This window comes from Sphingobacterium sp. UBA5670, from assembly GCF_002420705.1.
Taxonomy (GTDB): Bacteria; Bacteroidota; Bacteroidia; order Sphingobacteriales; family Sphingobacteriaceae; genus Sphingobacterium.
Genome location: NZ_DIIM01000004.1, coordinates 19,758 through 37,139, shown reverse-complemented (window position 1 = coordinate 37,139; position 17,382 = coordinate 19,758). Strand labels below are relative to the sequence as shown.

The window sequence follows — 17,382 nt, the reverse complement described above, 5'->3', positions numbered from 1 at the left end:
CTAATTTAATAAAGCCAATCTATTGGCGCTTGACCATTTAAACGGATTGGTTGTTGTCTTTCATTAAGTAATTACGAAATTTTAACATATTTGAAGCTGCCACGATAGCCTATACCCAAAAGCCCATTATCCAAGAATGATCTGTTTTATGGGCTTTATTAGACAAAATCTAGTTACTAGGGCCTCAAATGATAGGCTTTAGGTTGAACAAATGCTCGGATACCTTGGGCCGACAACGTAGAACCCAACCCTGAATTTCGTCGTCCAGACCAAGGCACATTAGGGCTTACCCGGTCGCAGCAATTCCAGTATACTGTTCCGGTATCCATTTGGTCAAGTATACGCATTGCTCTATTGCGATCTGAAGAAAATACCGCTGCTGTAAGACCGTATGCTGTATCTTGCATCAAACCTATTGCCTCTTCATCGGAAGAGACCTTTTGAATACCAATCAATGGGCCGAAGGTCTCGTCAATCATGAGTGCCATACTATGATCACAATGTTCGAAAACTGTAGGGGCATAATAATATCCTTTTCCTTGTAGCGCATGACCGCCTAATCGTAGTCGCGCTCCCTTCTCAAGAGCATCCTTCACCTGATCCGAAAGCACCGTCAGTTGCGCGGCTCGGGTTAACGGGCCGATAAAAGTATCTACAGTCATAGGATCTCCCACTTTATACGATGCTACTTCAGCAACAAAAGCCTCAACAAATTTATCATATATCTTCTCGGAAACATAGATTCGTTCAACAGCACAACAGCTCTGTCCATTATTGTAGAATGCTCCTTCCGCCGCTGAAACTGCTGCCTGCTCGATATCTGTCACATCGTCCGCAACATATAGCGGGTCCTTTCCTCCTAATTCAAGCTGTACGGGAACCAATTTATGCGCTACTGTTTTGGCAATATGCAAGCCTGTCTTGTAGGATCCTGTAAAAAAATAACCATCCAGCGGCAATGACAGTATATATTGCCCCGTCTCTCCATCTCCAACAACGCATTTGAATATATCATCTGGAATGCCTGCTTGATAAAGATATTTTGCAAACTGCTGACCTGTCAAAGTTGCAAATTCGGAGGGTTTATAGAGAACCGAATTACCGGCAACCAAAGCATACAGAAAAACATTAAAACCAACGTTATAGGGAAAGTTCCAAGCGGAGATATTAGCGATAACGCCTAAAGGTTCATATCGGATGCTTTCCAGAGTAGCTCCTTCACCTACGATAACTTCTTCTGAAAGCCATTTTGCTGCATTCTGCCGAAGATGTTCAATACGGTTTTGTGCTCCGCCAATCTCATTTAATGATTGAGTGATAGGTTTACCCGTTTCCGTGGTAAGGATCTCGGCAAGCTCCTGTTTATTGGCCGAAATTAATTGCCCAAATCGAAAGATACAATTCAAACGATCTTGTAAAGGGACTTTAGCCCATTTACGTTGTCCCTGTTTTAATATCGCCGCCATAACGTCCAACTCAATGGTTGTAGTGGAAGTCAAGGTCGCCTCTACAGCACCTGTTGCAGGATTTCTAATTGCTATGTTCTCTTGCATGTTCTATAAAAACATTAAAAATCAATTCTTCATCTAAAAGTTTACCTGCCTGGGTTTGAGAAAATTCAGGATGCCATTGCACACCCATGACCTTACCAGGCGCTTCTTTGCTATAGCCGAATGCTTCGACAAATCCATCTTCCGAGCGCGCATATACTTCGAGATCGCGGCCAAGATCTTTAACGGCCTGATGATGTACAGTGTTTACCAATGGGTTAAGAACATGGCCATACAACTTGTCGAAAAGTGTTCCTTGTTCGATATATATCGGATGATTGATCTTATCATATAAGCTTGCTGACCGGTGCATCCCTGCATGAGGTAGTTGACTGGCGATATCCTGATACATCGTACCTCCAAAATATACATTCATCAACTGAAATCCGCGGCAGATTCCTAAGACAGGCTTATGGTGTTTTATAGCATAATCCAATATTTTTAACTCATATTGATCCCTATATGGATCCCCTTTCCAAGAACCTATTGGTTCCTCCCCGTAATGCTGTGGTGCTATATCACTCCCACCCTGCAGAATTATACCATCCATCTGATCTAGGATATCTTCTAGTAATGTACCCTCAAGATCAGGCAATAGCACGGGGAGTACACCTTTTTTACCTATCCATCTGGCCATGTCATTTTCCATATAACTTAATGACTTATGACCAAAGACTGTCCTTTCGGTATCTGGATAAAAAAAACAGGCGCTGACGCCAATATTTACCATTTTACTTTTCTCCATATGCGGTCTCATAAATAACTCTAAAATCTGCTGTACTAACAGGTTTAGGGTTTGATGGATGACAAAAATCGGCAAATGCTAGTTCCGATAACGGTTCCAAATGATGCTTTTCTACACCGATGGCCGATAGCTGAGTAGGTAGACCCAAGCGTGTATTGAGATCAAATAGATAGTCTACGACTCGATCTCCAGCGTTGTTACCAAGCCCCAAGGCCATGGCAATACGCTCGAAACGATCTTCAAAACCGACATAATTAAACTGCATTCCATAAGGTAGATTCACGGCATTGGCCAGTCCATGATGCGTGTCGAGAAGTGATGATAAAGGATGTGCCAAGCTATGGACCACGCCTAATCCCTTTTGAAAGGCAACAGCCCCCATCAGTGACGCTAAAAGCATGTTTGAACGCGATGCCAAATCGGACTCCTTAGTGGCCTTCTCAATTGAGCTGGCTACCATCGCCATTCCTTCAAGAGCTATACCATCACACATCGGATGATACCCTTTGGCCAGATAGGCTTCCATATTATGCGTAAGGGCGTCCATTCCCGTCGCCGCCGTAATAAACGGTGGAAGGTCCATTGTAAGCAAGGGATCAGCAAATACTATCCTTGCCATTAACCTCGGGCTAAACAAAATCCGCTTTTTCTTGGTTTCATCTTCGGAAATAATGGCGCTGCGTCCTACCTCGCTTCCTGTTCCTGCTGTCGTCGGTACTGTGATCAATGGTGGTATTTCATTGGTCACATAGATATCTCCGCCGATCAGATCATCATAGTCAAACAGGTCCCGATGATGGTTTGCACGCAAAGCTATCGCTCGGGCAACATCCAGTGCCGCACCACCACCAATACCAATAACGGAATCTCTATTTTGCCCCCTAAATACATCCCCACCTAAAAGAACGTCTGATTTTACGGGGTTTTTGTGTAGGTCATGAAAGACAATTACATCAATCCCTTTATGCGTCAACTTCTGCTGAATATCTTTAAAAAAAGGCAGTTCGGCGATTGTGGAATCGGTTACTAACAACGGACGATTAAGTCCGTGCGCCAACAGGTAGTCAGGCAGTTCATTGATTGCTCCGGCACCAAAACGGATTGGCGTCGGAAAATTAAAACCATAAATTTTTGCTGTATCCATCGTTCAGTTAAATAATTTCAAAATATCTTTTTGTTTCCCAATCAGTTACTTGTTCTGAAAACTGCCGCCACTCCCATATTCTGGATTTGCAGAAATGGTCGACAAACTTTTCGCCAAATAATTGATATGCTACTTCAGATTGTGCCATTCGGGTAGTGGCTTCAAATAGATTTCTTGGCAAGATGCCATGCTGGAGATCTTTATAGCCATTGCCAACAGTATGTGCATTTTCTAGAGACAACTTATGTTTGATACCATATAGTCCACTTGCTAAACATGCAGCTATAGCCAGATAAGGATTCACATCCGATCCAACAACACGATGTTCAATACGTGTAGCTTTGGCTCCCCCTTCAATAACCCGAAGCGCTGTAGTACGGTTATCTATGCCCCAAGTCAGTGTTGTCGGTGCCCAGGCCCCTTCGGTTAACCTTTTGTAGCTGTTAACAGTAGGTGCAAACAGCGGAAGTATATCCGGCAAACAATACAATTGACCTGCAAGAAAATGCTTCATCAGTGGGCTCATTCCAAGATGGTCTCCTTTATCATAAAAGAGGTTTCTGTCTTGATTGAGATCCCAAAGGCTCTGATGTATGTGCCCGCTGCAGCCTGGCAGCTCTTTTGTCTGCTTAGCCATGAAACTCGCAGTGATACCATGTTTCTTTCCAATTTCTTTTACAGCAGATTTGAAGAGTGTCGCCCTATCTGCAGCTTCAAGAGCGTCACTGCATTGGATCGCAGCTTCAAGTACACCTGGTCCCGTCTCTGTATGTAATCCTTCAAGTGGTACACCAAACTTTTCCAGCATGGCTAACAGGTCCTGAAAAAAACCATAATTATCGGACATCCGTAAGATGGAATAACCAAACATACCTGAAGTAATTGGTATCATATCTTTGAAGACACTTACTGAAGATCCGTTATTTGCCTTCACAAAATTAAACCACTCGAATTCCTGTGAAAAAATTGGCTTATATCCGGCAGCCTCTGACTGTGAAATAATATTTTTGAGGAGTGATCTTGGGCATACATTCTGATCCCGCGAAATTGGAGAATCAAAATCAGCTAGAAAAAAAGGAATATCTTCCTGCCAGGGAATTAGCCGAAATGTATTTCCATCTATACGTGCAGGGAAATCGCCATATCCCGTATGCCAACCCGTAATTTCCACGTTATCATAGACCTGATCGTTAACATCCCATCCAAACACCACCGAACAAAATCCGAATTCATTGTCAAGCGCAGAGATAAACTTATCACGGTGCATAAATTTACCCCTTAAAACACCGTCTATATCGGCAACAGCCACTTTCACATGTGCGCTTGTACTCTCTTTTAGTTTGGAAATAATTTCATTTTTATCGATCATAATTTGATGGTTTTGTCCTTGTCAAGGAAGATTAGGAAATAGAGATAGGATAAGATAACAAGCCCAAAGAATAATAAGGCTGTCAATGGGTTATAATATATCATTGCAATAAGGCACACAACGGCAATAATCAACGCAATCATTGGAAAAATGGGATACATAGGGACTTTGAAAGGACGTTCCAGCATCGGTTCTTTTTTTCGCAGAGCAAAAAATGACCACATAGATATAATGTACAGACAGATAGCACCAAAGCAAGCGACGGTAATAATGCCTGCTGTCTTGCCCGTAAGCAGTGCTATGATCCCAATAGCCATATTGATCAGCAGTGCATTGGCTGGGGTTTTAAATCGCGAATGTACTTTCCCGAGTATTGAGGGTGCATACCCTACCCTTCCAAACTCAAATGTAGTCCTGCCACCAGCGAGAATGATACCGTGAAAAGAGGCTATAAGCCCCAAAAGACCAACACCTATGAGTAATTTATAGAGAATATGGTGATTGTCAATCACATTTGCAATGGCGAGTGGTAATGGTGAATCCGATGGCTCTGTACTGCCGATAGGGTATACAACGGCTTCCCAGCCCGCGACGCCAACCGCAGACAAAAATGTGATGATACACAGTACAACTAAAGTTACGATTGCCGATCCAAAGCCAATTAATACATTCTTTTGCGGATTGATCGTTTCTTCTGCGACATTGGCCACGCCTTCAATGGCTAGAAAAAACCAAATTGCAAAAGGGATAGCTGCAAAAATACCGGAGAAGCCATGAGGAAGTGCATTGTGTTCAAGATTGGAAAATTCAAATGCTGGTAGCGTCACGCCTGCAAATATCAATAATTCGACAACTGCCAGAACGGTCACGACTAATTCAAATGATGCTGCGAGCTTTACGCCCAAAATATTCATCGAGGTAAAAATGACGTAGGCCCCAATAGCAAAAGTAAGGTAGTTGACTGATGGATGTAGTAAATGTAAGTAAGCACCTATTGCCGCTGCTATCGCAGGCGGAGCAAAGACAAATTCAATATTTTGTGCAATTCCAGCAACAAATCCCAAGTGTTTGCCCAATCCCCTATTGGCATATTCAAAGGCTCCACCGGCTTTGGGAATCGCACAGGCCATCTCCGTATAGCTGAAGGTAAATGTTAGATACATGATAATAACGAATATCGTAGCAATGGCTAACCCCAATGTGCCTCCTTCAGCCAAACCGAGATTCCATCCAAAATACATTCCCGAGATTACATAGCCTACACCTAAACCCCACAACATAACAGGACCAAGGACTTTCTTTAATTGAGGCTCACTCATAATTTTATTTAGGTTGGTAAATTGATGTAATTAACTAAAATAAATTTACTACTTATTGTTCAAATTGTAGTGTTATATATCTACGATTATAGCTATTTTAGTAAAACAATATTATTATATTTATTTTCATAGTGTATAGGATCTAACTATATTCTTTGATTTATTTTTTTTAGAATTAATTTACTGCCCTAATGAAATTGGATGAGAAAGACCTCATGATTTTGGACCTATTGCAACAGGATGCCAACATAAGCAACAAGGAAATATCAGACCGTGTTAGTTTATCAATGACTCCAGTATATGAAAGAATCAAGAAATTGACAGCAAACTCAGTATTGAAGCAGCCTGTCTACCTGTTGGATAGAAGAAAACTTGATCTTAATTTGATGGTCTTGGTATCCATTAGCATGGAAAAGCATTCGAATGAAAGTGCCCTGTTATTTATGGAAGAGATACAGAAATTTCCAGAGGTGGCCGAATGTTTTCACGTAACGGGCGCATTTGACTATCAAATAAAAGTGATGGTAAGGGATGTTGATCACTATCATGAATTCAATTTTAATAAACTAGCGACGATCAAAGGGATCAGACATATGGAAAGTTATTTTGTGATGAAGGAAATTGTGAATACAACCCGTCTTCCTCTGTTTCTCCCACAAAATTAGGAGTAAACATTTTTGTTTAAGCTATTGGGACTATGCTGTCCTCAATACTTACCAATATTACCTTCTTCTTTCAAAGACGCCATGATCCTACTGACGATCATGGCAAGACTTAGCCTGTGTAAAATAACGATTCTTTTAATTTGAGATCCATTTCAGCTTTAACGCGAAGGCTTTTCCAATAATCCTTGACCCAGGATCAAATTCCACGGATTCCATATTACGGTATAGCACAATTTTATCATTCTTTTGCCCAATAGCACTTACATTACCTTTGGCCCAACTATATGGCCAGTTAGTGAAATATCGTTCTGCTGAAGTGATCTTTATCCTGTTAAACTGCTTTCCATTTTTCTCCGCCAATAGCATCTTCTCATTGCCGATCAGTACCAACTTATTTGTTTGTATATATCCCGTATTAAATTCACTCCAATTTAGGCTATCTGGCAATTTCAGCCATTCATTTATTGGTTGATCCTGTAAAATAGTAAAATCCTTCTTTGAAACTTTTCGGCAACGACCGTCAAATAAAATATACCAAAACGAGCGGTTATCAACAAATATGGGCGGATTGAATTCTGAGCTCGTTGCCAAAAATGGGAACAGTTTCTTCGCTGGGCTGACGCTGTAAGATGAGTTACTGGAATCAGTCGCATAGATAATGTCTTGGCTCAGATAATAAATACTATCTCTTTTTGTCCATACGGCTTCTGGAGTGAGCCAGGTCCCCTTCAAAGTGAATAGGCGATTATCTTCGTAGCCGTTAAATATAGCTGCATAATCCAGTCGATCTTCTTTTTTCGGTTGTATAGATCCTTCAATAAAAAACTTCGCGGTCACGCCATCATATTTCTCCAATCGAGCAGCAACAGCGATAGCGTGCCAATGGTCCGAAACGACATACACCGTATCTCCTCCTTGTATAATTCGCTGACCAGCTTCATTTTTTAAACGCCTGCTGAAAATATAATTCTGCACAGTTGTCTTCGAGTTTTCTTCTTTGAAGATTAAGCTTGATGGTACACCTTTACCAGCGAGCTGCAGAGCCATTGAAGAGGCCTCGCAAATCTTGGATCCATGAGCTCCACATCCTCCCGAGACAATGACAGCATCTATCGTACGTATTCTATAAAGCTGCGCAGCCACATCCACCCGACTTGTCAGCACATCAGGATTAGCCGACCCGAGAAGCAATAAAACGTTTTTGTGCCCGCTTGCCTGGCTATTGCTCAAAAAAAGAAATAGGAGGATCAATATGCAGCTTAGATTCTTCATGACGAGTATAAATATGCTTAAAAATAATACTTCTGATCGATTATTGGTCACAAAATAGACAAATAAAAAGTGATACGATCAAGATCTCTACTTTGTCCTTTATCATTTATACATTGAATATGGCTTCTGTAAATTCCGTAACATACATCCTATCTCCCCTTTAAATTTGGAGAGATGGAAAAAAGCTTTGCCCCCTATCCTGTCAGTCTAAATATTTCTGGAAATTTGATTTATATTTAGGTACCTAAAATTTGTATATGTTAGAAAATTTTGAATTTTATCTATTTTTAGTCCTACTCATCACCATGCTGATCATGCTGGCAAAAAAAATCCAGGTTGCATACCCTGTTTTACTGGTACTGGCTGGACTAGCTATTAGTTTTATACCAGGAGTTCCGCCCATAAAAATAGAACCCGAGTTAATATTTATTATTTTTCTTCCACCACTGTTATATGAAGCTGCTTGGTCGACCTCATGGAAAGAACTTTGGCGCTGGCGCAGGATTATTTTCAGTTTTGCTTTTGTTGTCGTGTTCTTTACAGCGTTATCTGTTGCGATTTTTGCAAACTATTTCATTCCGGGATTTTCCTTAGCGCTCGGCTTCCTACTCGGAGGCATCGTTTCACCTCCTGACGCTGTTAGTGCTGGAGCAATTTTAAAATTTGTAAAAGTACCAAAAAGGCTGGCTTCGATTCTCGAAGGTGAAAGTTTGCTGAATGATGCTTCTTCTTTAATCATTTTTCGATTCGCCATGGTCGCCGCTGCGACAGGTCAGTATGTATGGTACCAAGCCGCCGGAAGCTTTATTTGGATGTGTATTGGCGGCGTGGGAATTGGCCTTGCAATCGCATATATTTTTTTGAAAATGCACAAACTTTTACCTACCGATTCCAATACAGATATACTGCTTACTTTCATCGCGCCTTTCTCAATGTACTTGGTGACGGAGCAGCTTCATGCTTCGGGCGTATTGGCCGTTGTAAGTGGTGGTTTATTCCTCTCTTATCGCAGCCATGATTTTTTGAGCAGTGCATCCCGGATTCGCACAGTAACCGTATGGGAAAGCTTTTGTTTTTTACTGAATGGTATAGTTTTTATGCTTATCGGATTGGATTTACCCGAAATTGTTTCAGGTTTAGGCGATACGGATATTTCTACAGCCATTGGCTATGGCGTAGCCGTTACTGTCGTACTGATTCTCGTTCGGGTTTTTGCAGGATACGCGGCAGTAATTACAACATTGATCATGAGAAACTTCATAACAGTTGCAGATGCGCAATCACCAGGTTGGCAGACCCCTATAATCATCGGTTGGACTGGAATGCGCGGTGTTGTTTCCTTGGCCGCAGCACTTTCCATCCCATTAACTTTAGCCGACGGAACCCCTTTCCCACAAAGAAACCTCATCCTTTTCATCACTTTTGTTGTGATTCTTTTGACGCTGCTTGTCCAGGGATTAACACTTCCCTTTATATTAAGAAAAGTCAAATTGGTGGATAGAGATTTTGTAAGAAGCGAAAAGGAAATCGATTATGAAATCCAGAACAGACTCGCTCAGGTTGCAGTTGACAAAATCCGAAACGACTATGCAGATAAAGTTGAAAGTTTTCCAACCCTGAAAGATCAATTACAGAAATATGAAAATCAATTACGGAGCTCCGAAATCATCATTAACTACACAGAATACCGAAAAATCTATATAGACATTCTCGAAACGCAACGTATCTGGCTTATTAATAAAAACCGTGAGGAGCTTTTGTTGGACGAAGAAATTATTAGAAAACACCTCCGTTTACTGGATCTTCAAGAGGAAAGATTGAATATGAGAAGTTAGGTCATCCCTAGACCAGCTTGATGCTGTCGTTTAAGATCTGCAATAAAAACGCTATTGCAGATCTTAAACTAATAAACGCACTAATCTTCATCCAAATAAATATCGTGAACAACAAACTTGATATTTTTGTTAAATACAAGCATGTCTTCAACATCCTCAGAGTCTATGGCATAAAGGGTTTCCGCTCCTCCGTCATCCAAAAGTTCGGAGTCCGGTATAAGCTCAAAGAAAGTTATTCCCTCAACGATAGAAAGCTCTTCTACTTTAATATAAGATACGTCCTGGCTTTTCCAAAGCGATAAGATCTTTTCGGAAAATAATTGATAATTATTTGCTTGGTTTGACATGGATGCAAATTAACAAAAAAATAGCTCATTGCATTCGTTTTATAACGTTTCTAAAATCTTGACAACCTTCTCGTTTTTTGGATTAATTTCTAGAACCTTTTGATAATTCTCTTTTGCTTTAGCCTTTTGGCCTGATTTCAGATAGGCTTCGCCTAAACTGTCATAAACATTTTCACTTTTTGGATATAAGATCGTGTTAACCCTGAACATTTGAATAGCCTGATCCATTTTATGCTGACTGAGCAACTCATAGCCCGTACCATTCAAAAAACCTTCCGAGAGCAATTCGTGTTCACGATCTGCTTCCTTTGCTTTTTGATAAGCTTTTACTGCCTCATCATAATTTCCTTCCAAAATTAATTCCAAAGGAATTACATCTTCCGCTTTAAGTTTTGGGTTTCTGGAATAAATCCTTTTATCACGCAAGATTTGTACAAGCTCATATTGATTCGTTTGGGTATCTTTTGGGAAAACAATCTTCACATTTCGATCTCGCATAGCAAATGTATCGACAGCCACTTTAATTAATTCTACCGGTCTTTCTAGATTTTGAACAGACATGAGTTTACCATTTTCCTCGTAAACTTTTATAAATCCATATTTGTCAGACCTATAGCGTCCAACATTGGCTTGCAGCTCATGATTACTTAATGGCACAATTTTATTGACTGGAGCTAAGTATTTTTGCCATTGATAAGTTAATGCGACTGCACGCACGAGTTCGCTGATAAATTCGGGTTTGTTTGTATTCGTGAGGATGACAACCCCATCTCCACTTGTCTTGTTTCCAACAAAATAAGAACTGAAGCCTTCGTTCCAGCCGCCATGGCAAAAATAAGCTGCGTCATCATAATTCTCCAAAAAAACGCCTAAGCCTATTATAGGCTCAATATAGGCACTAGTAAATTCTTCTGCTGTCTTCCGAGAAATTACGGTATTGCTTTTGCCACTTAAGGTACGTTGAATATCGATAACGAATCGAGCATAATCCGCTGCAGTAGACCATAATCCCGCCGCTGCCTGTTCCGGGTAGACATGGTATCCTCCTTCTACTTTTTTGCCATCCCCAGTGTAAGCGGTCGCAGCAAACTGTCTTTTTGTCTCGGGGAGAGGCTGTGCAAAAGTACTTCTTTTCATACCTAAGGGCACAAGTACCCGTTCATTCATAATACTAGCATAATCCTTTCCTTCGATATCAATAAGCATCTGCTGCATTACCGTATACCCACCTCCTGAATACCGAAAATTCGCACCTGGAAGTTTATCCACAAAAACCATCGCTGTATTGGCGGGTTTTGAACCGTTCAGTACTTCTACAACTGTTGGAAGTGGATCGGTTATTTTATAGCCCGGAAACCCACTGACTGTAAGGCCGGCTGTATGGCTGACAATATGTTTAAGTGTAACACTTCTTACTTTAGTCAACTCATTATCTGGGATTTTCCAAGATTTCAGATATAAATTCACATCGACATTTGGATTTAACTTGCCAAGCTCTACTTCTTTCAAAGCAGCATATGCACTCACAGGCTTGCTCATGGAAGCCAACTGAAACAAAGTATTCTGGGTGACAGGTGTTTTCGATTCAAGATCTGCAAAGCCATAAGCTTTAGTCCATAACACTTTAGAATCTTTAATCACAGCTATACTTACTCCTGGAACTCCATAGAACTCCATCCGTGATCGGATATTCCAGGCAGGCTCACCCTCAAAACGAACAGGTGGAATTAAACTGGATTCTACCTGGGCAATATTGTTCTTCCATTGTTGACCCGTTTGAGCGGAGACTGTTGACACCACTATCGCAAGGATTGCGACCATAGGTAAGGCTTTTATTATGTTCATTATAATTTAAAATTTGATGATCCACACAGACGTTTCCACGTTTTCGTCGTGCTCTTTCGATTTTTCATTATGGTTAATGCCAATTTTGTTACCAAAATCATACATCGCTATAAAACAACTTAATACATTAAAAATAAAAAAAGAAATCGTTCGTATTCGAACAGAAAATGTTCGAATACGAACGATAAAATCACGTTTAACTCTTTGTCAAATTAGCTTATAACTGTACAGCTTTCAATTGGGTGTGCCACCATATCTCAATATTCAACGATCAGATAATAAAGTTATTTCTTATCAAAACTTTCCAAATATCCAATTAAATTTGGCGAAAACGCATGCAGCAATCTTACAAATGTTACCTAAAGATCCGTTATACGGATATAGCTGAGACTTTTGGGATACACTTCACTTTTTTCTCCTCGAAAGTTCAAAATGACGTACAAAAAACAAACAAATTTCAGCATTTTCGGATATAGGCATCATTAAAAACTATAATCAATTCCCAAAGATATATAGCGTGGCAAAAGCTGAAATGAAGTAATTGCTTGATAAGTATCTGTAAGGAGAGCTTGTTGAAAGGTCCGATTGTTAAATATATTTTTAGCGGTAATATCAAATCTGGTTTTAATTTTTTTTACATCATAGGAAATTGAAAAATCTGAAAAATAATATGCTTTAGATTTTGATCCCATAAAATCCCCAAAGCGATAAGATTCATTTTTTAAATTTGCCTGTATACCAGTCCCCATATTCAAAAAGAGTTGGAGAAAGCCATAAGTATTGTTTAATTTCATCTTATTTTCAACTTTATAGGATTTAGACTCCATGCGATAACCAGCATAGATATTCAATCGAGATCTCCAGACACTTCTGAACGAAAGCCCATAATCATAGGCATCCGTACAAACCTGTCGGATACCCAACTGTTCAACAGCAGTTTCATAGGAGGAATAACGACCTTCAATATCAAACTTGAGATTACCATTTAATGGCTTCAAGTAATAATTGAGCTGTGCTTTAAAAAATGAGGCCTTCTTATTCTTCAGCACAATTTGACGGTTTATAGTGAAATTGGGATTTATCAAACTGCTGGTGCTGATGTAATTGGAAAAAGTATGATGCCCTAGCGATAAGCTTCCAAAAAATCTATCCAACAAATTGCCGTGCGTGTAAGAAATGACACTACCATAATTAGTTAACAAAGTAATATTGTCTAGTCCTTTTACAAAATTTCTAATCCCTATGGTATAGTAATTCGGTACTATATCGGTTAACTCAGTATTATTCTGCTGTAATGAAAATGTTGCTTCTAACCTTCCCTTAGGATACATTGACCATTTGGTTGATAAACTGGGTGAGAATTGTAGATAATTTTTCTGATTTTCATTTGATAGACTCCCCCATCGACTAGCTGAAAATCGCGCTTTTAGCTGTGGTGTTAATTCCCATTTATTACGTTTTATCGTATATTTTGCCAAAATACTGCTGTTACTGGATCTGAGTTGCAAATAGTTGTTAAATCCATTAGGTGAGACCGCTTGACCATCATTGGTATGGAGAACAAGATCTGTAAGCAAGTTTTGATCTTTGTATTCGTTGCTAAGGGCCAGTTCCAAATAATCGCCATGAATTGATTTCTTCACATACTGGGAGGTAATGCCCAAATATTGGAGATCATTTTCGATATGCTGTGTTACATTTGCTACGTCCTTTGTTTGAAAGAGATCTTCATAATAGTATTGATCTAGACCATAATCCAGCGGAGATCGCTGCAGGATCCAGCGCACTGAACTGACAAGCGCTGCGGTTGGCGAAACCTTAAAAGTATGTGTTATATTATGGTTAGTCAAAACACCTCTACCCCATGTCAGCTCTTTGCTAGCAACATCATTAAAAAGAATGCTCCCATTGTCATTCCTTTGAAGAGACCCCAGATTACCAGTATAAACCAAATTTGAACGCTTGTTGATATCGTATTGCATCTCCCATTTTGAAAAATAGTTATTTTCCTCCTTGCTAAACTCATTATTCTCTCTGTTGGTAAAACTAATATCCTCAACATCATAAGTTTGAATGGTATTGCGATAGAATGATTTTTTTGTGAGGTTAACAAAACCGAGCCATTTTACTTTCAAATCTTCTCGTGGGTTCAGGATCACATTAAATGAATGCAACATATCTCGATTGAAATTTGTGCGTCTATAGTCAAATCCAGGAAGTTCCAGACTATTATCGATGATAGTCGGTGTAGTTACTTCAGCACCAATTTGCCCCGCTTCATCTGACTGAGCGGAATGTAGTAAATGATTGATGCTACTGACTGCGTCAACACCATTATTATTGGCGCTACTTAGCAGATAATATTTATTTTTTTTGCCAAAATTCATCACATTGATACTTCCGGCATAATATTGCTTACCAACAGGTGTCCCTGAAATAGCCACCGATCCAATCCATTGGCTTTTACTATCCGCCTTAAGAGATAGATTCAGCGCGACTTTATCAGAATTTTCAATACCTTTGAGATGTTTATTATTAGAATATCTTTGTAATATCTGTACCTTTTCTAAAGGCTGTACTGACATATTTTGTGTAAGGAGTCGATAACCTTTACCAAATAGATCGTCCCCTTCAACCATAACTTTTTCGACTTCCTTATCTCCTATCTTAATGATACCGTCATTTCCTACGCTTAATCCTGGAATTTTCCTGAGAAGATCTTCAACAGTCCGTTCATCTCCTTGTAGAAAAGAACTTGTTTGAAGTTCAATAGTATCCCGGCCAAGTCTATTAGGACGTTTTGCATGAACAAGAACTTCCTGCAATCTTTCGACACCCCCCGCAGATAGTTCCACATTAAATATTGTATCTGTTTTTTTTAACGAAACACGCTCATCCAGACTCTTGTAGCTCAATGCTTTAAAACGTAAAACAATCTGATCCAATGCGACATGGTCAAACCGATATTGCCCAAACTGATTGGTAAAGGTATATTGGACGAGTCCACTACTATCTGCCGAACAAAGATCAACACGGACGCTACCCAGCGGTTTTCCTGCAGATGTGACCTTTCCGCTCACACATACTTGTGCCTGTGAAACGGAAATGGTCATCCATATGCCGACAAATAGCCATGCACGTCGTGCCATCAGTCTAGTTCTCTTTATTTGATTTTTCCCATTCATAAACTTGTTCTACTGTACCGCGAACCCTCTTTCTTTCAACTGTTACACCTTCCATAGCCGGCATTTTACTTTCCATAATCCGCATCTGCTCCTGGATGACAGCTTCATCTTTTTGAACAAATTCCTGAAGAGATAATGCTGGTAAAGAACTGATATAGGACTTACTCACTGGAACATCACCTGTGTAAGGATACGATACCTCTTTAAGCATCCAATAGTTGGGCGTGGCACTTTCATTGTACAACATTACGATAAGCCCAGGTAGGCCGCCAAACTTATACGGACCGACAGGGACTGGAATATCGTTCGTATAATATGCCGTCAACTTAGTTCCACGGTAGGTCGTTGTTGCTTTGTGACAAATAAATTTACCTAAGGTATCAATGTCCTTATAGCTTGTGTTCCAGGATAGTTTAGGAAAATTATCATTGACGATATAGTTAACACCCTGGAGAGAGCGCGTTTCCTGAAGGGCATCTACATTCGCCTGTTGCATAACAATACGTTTATAACTGGCACCTGTATTCAGAACCATGGAGAAGCTAGATGCTATCTCTCCGTCGGGAGTTTCAATTTCTCCTACCGTTGTTTTAAGGGGGACAGAATCCCGTACAGCTATTTTGCTCCCATTTTCGTAATAGACATCTTCCTTAAAAGTGGCTATAGCAGAGGGAATGTATTCATAGGAGGCGTGTAATTTCTGCGCATAGGTTGTAAACGATGCACATGTAAGCATTAGAAATAAAAGTTGCTTTTTCATTGTTACGAGTAAAGTTTAAGCGAGAGCGCAAACGCTCCCGCCAAATAAATTTGATTAATTAGTACCTAATGATTGGGATTACCATAATAGTTTTGATAATTCTGGATGGTTGCACTGAACCATGCGCCGCAACTGCTATAAAACATATCATTTGCACCATAACTTGTGTACGTGAGAACCTGCGTATCTATTAGCTGACCGCTGGTATTGTAAATGCTCATCGTCAATCTGCAAAGCGTGCGGAATTTTCCCAATTTGATCTCTTTGGCTTCACCGACTACGCTTAAATTGGTCTCAGCTGCTTTGGATTTGTAAATCATTGTTTTTTCAGCGGTCTTGTTCTCTACAGCTTTTGTACCTGTCTTCGCAAAAGTAGCGGATGACATCAAGGCCAGCGCTGCGAAACTCATCATTAATTTTTTCATGTTACTAAGTTTTAAATAATACATTGGAAGACCATCTTCCCTGTTAATTATCATAAAACTGCCAATAAATTTAATGCTGTAAAACCTGCAATAAATATCTGGTACGGCACGAACAATATTCGATTAGTTTGAACAAACTTTTGGAAAAGAATGAGAATTTATAAAAAACTATTACCTTTGCAAACATCAGATGATATGACTATATGAAAACTGAAGCTATCGTACGAAGATCCTTGGCAGAGGAAGTTGCTGCCGCAATAGAAGAAAAAATCAGATTGGGTGAATTCCCTGTAGAATCTAAGCTTCCTGCGGAACCGGAATTGATGAAGCAATTTGCTGTCGGTAGATCGACTATTCGTGAAGCTGTTAAGTATTTAAGTCAATCCGGCTATCTAAATGTTCAACAAGGTTTAGGTACGTTCGTGAAGAGTACTACTGGTCATCATGCCCTCGATTCAAAAATTGAAAAAGCCAATTTTAACGATATTTTTGAGGTTAGACACGTATTGGAATTGCGAATTATCGAAAAAGCAGCATTAAATCGTACAACAAAAGGCCTTAAAGATATGGCACAAGCACTTAAAAATAGAGCTAAATATGCCGAAACTGGAAATTTGACTGCATGTGTGGATGCAGATATTGCTTTTCACAGTGCAATTGCAGAATCATGTGGGAACAATATCCTGACCGCCTTATATACAACTTTGTCGATCCATGTCAATAAGTTTTTCATGACTATCTATAAAGATACAGCCCCTTTCTTGGCTTCACAGAAACAACATGAGGAGCTGATGTTGGCAATCAAAGACAAAGAAGTCAGCAGAGCGGTCGATATTGCTAACCGAATTATTCAACAGCTCTAATTTTATTGTAACCGCTTGAGAATGACTAATCATAGTGTAAAATTTTTTATTACTTAAA

General features: G+C 39.8%; 14 protein-coding genes. 3 read left to right on the top strand and 11 right to left on the bottom strand.

The window, feature by feature from the left end; genetic code table 11:
* Positions 1-176: 176 nt before the first annotated feature.
* From B3C94_RS04725 to eat, 5 genes are read right to left on the bottom strand one after another with little or no spacing between them, the layout of a single operon-like run.
* Positions 177-1,553, bottom strand: coding sequence for an aldehyde dehydrogenase family protein (locus B3C94_RS04725; protein ID WP_293899791.1), 1,377 nt, complete (start codon positions 1,551-1,553; stop codon positions 177-179).
* Complete coding sequence (locus tag B3C94_RS04720; RefSeq protein ID WP_293899788.1) at positions 1,531-2,295, bottom strand: gamma-glutamyl-gamma-aminobutyrate hydrolase family protein; 765 nt, start codon at positions 2,293-2,295, stop codon at positions 1,531-1,533. The genes B3C94_RS04725 and B3C94_RS04720 overlap by 23 nt, the downstream gene beginning before the upstream one ends.
* Positions 2,282-3,439, bottom strand: a complete 1,158-nt coding sequence (locus B3C94_RS04715; RefSeq protein ID WP_293899785.1) for an iron-containing alcohol dehydrogenase — start codon at positions 3,437-3,439, stop codon at positions 2,282-2,284. The genes B3C94_RS04720 and B3C94_RS04715 overlap by 14 nt, the downstream gene beginning before the upstream one ends.
* Before the next feature lie 7 nt (positions 3,440-3,446).
* A complete protein-coding gene (locus tag B3C94_RS04710; RefSeq protein ID WP_293899783.1) occupies positions 3,447-4,808 on the bottom strand; it encodes a glutamine synthetase family protein in 1,362 nt (453 codons plus the stop codon).
* Positions 4,805-6,127, bottom strand: coding sequence for an ethanolamine permease (gene eat / locus B3C94_RS04705; protein ID WP_293899781.1), 1,323 nt, complete (start codon positions 6,125-6,127; stop codon positions 4,805-4,807). Before eat ends, B3C94_RS04710 begins: the two co-directional genes overlap by 4 nt.
* A gap of 191 nt (positions 6,128-6,318) precedes the next feature.
* Here eat and B3C94_RS04700 point away from each other — a divergent pair, with 191 nt between their 5' ends.
* Entirely contained in the window at positions 6,319-6,792 is a 474-nt protein-coding gene (locus B3C94_RS04700; protein ID WP_293899778.1) for an Lrp/AsnC family transcriptional regulator, read from the top strand.
* A 135-nt stretch (positions 6,793-6,927) separates the two neighbouring features.
* Here the strand turns inward: B3C94_RS04700 and B3C94_RS04695 are convergent, their stop codons facing one another.
* Positions 6,928-8,064 carry a YdcF family protein gene (locus B3C94_RS04695; protein WP_293899775.1) on the bottom strand — a complete coding sequence of 379 codons (1,137 nt, stop codon included), beginning with the start codon at positions 8,062-8,064 and terminating at the stop codon, positions 6,928-6,930.
* A gap of 257 nt (positions 8,065-8,321) precedes the next feature.
* Here B3C94_RS04695 and B3C94_RS04690 point away from each other — a divergent pair, with 257 nt between their 5' ends.
* Entirely contained in the window at positions 8,322-9,899 is a 1,578-nt protein-coding gene (locus tag B3C94_RS04690) for a Na+/H+ antiporter (protein WP_293899772.1), read from the top strand.
* Positions 9,900-9,979: 80 nt separating this feature from the next.
* Here the strand turns inward: B3C94_RS04690 and B3C94_RS04685 are convergent, their stop codons facing one another.
* From B3C94_RS04685 to B3C94_RS04665, 5 genes are all read right to left on the bottom strand, one after another.
* Complete coding sequence (locus B3C94_RS04685; RefSeq protein WP_293899769.1) at positions 9,980-10,246, bottom strand: hypothetical protein; 267 nt, start codon at positions 10,244-10,246, stop codon at positions 9,980-9,982.
* Positions 10,247-10,285: 39 nt separating this feature from the next.
* Entirely contained in the window at positions 10,286-12,091 is a 1,806-nt protein-coding gene (locus B3C94_RS04680) for a beta-lactamase family protein (RefSeq protein WP_293899766.1), read from the bottom strand.
* A 482-nt stretch (positions 12,092-12,573) separates the two neighbouring features.
* The gene (locus tag B3C94_RS04675) at positions 12,574-15,240 is read right to left on the bottom strand and encodes a carboxypeptidase-like regulatory domain-containing protein (RefSeq protein WP_293899764.1); all 2,667 of its coding nucleotides are present in this window, start codon (positions 15,238-15,240) and stop codon (positions 12,574-12,576) included.
* Between the two features lie 4 nt (positions 15,241-15,244).
* Positions 15,245-16,036, bottom strand: a complete 792-nt coding sequence (locus tag B3C94_RS04670) for a GLPGLI family protein (RefSeq protein ID WP_293899761.1) — start codon at positions 16,034-16,036, stop codon at positions 15,245-15,247.
* A gap of 65 nt (positions 16,037-16,101) precedes the next feature.
* Entirely contained in the window at positions 16,102-16,461 is a 360-nt protein-coding gene (locus tag B3C94_RS04665; protein WP_293899758.1) for a hypothetical protein, read from the bottom strand.
* 203 nt (positions 16,462-16,664) lie between these two features.
* On the opposite strand from B3C94_RS04665, the gene B3C94_RS04660 reads away from it, so the two are divergent.
* Positions 16,665-17,324 carry a FadR/GntR family transcriptional regulator gene (locus B3C94_RS04660; protein WP_293899755.1) on the top strand — a complete coding sequence of 220 codons (660 nt, stop codon included), beginning with the start codon at positions 16,665-16,667 and terminating at the stop codon, positions 17,322-17,324.
* The last annotated feature ends 58 nt before the right edge of the window (positions 17,325-17,382 follow it).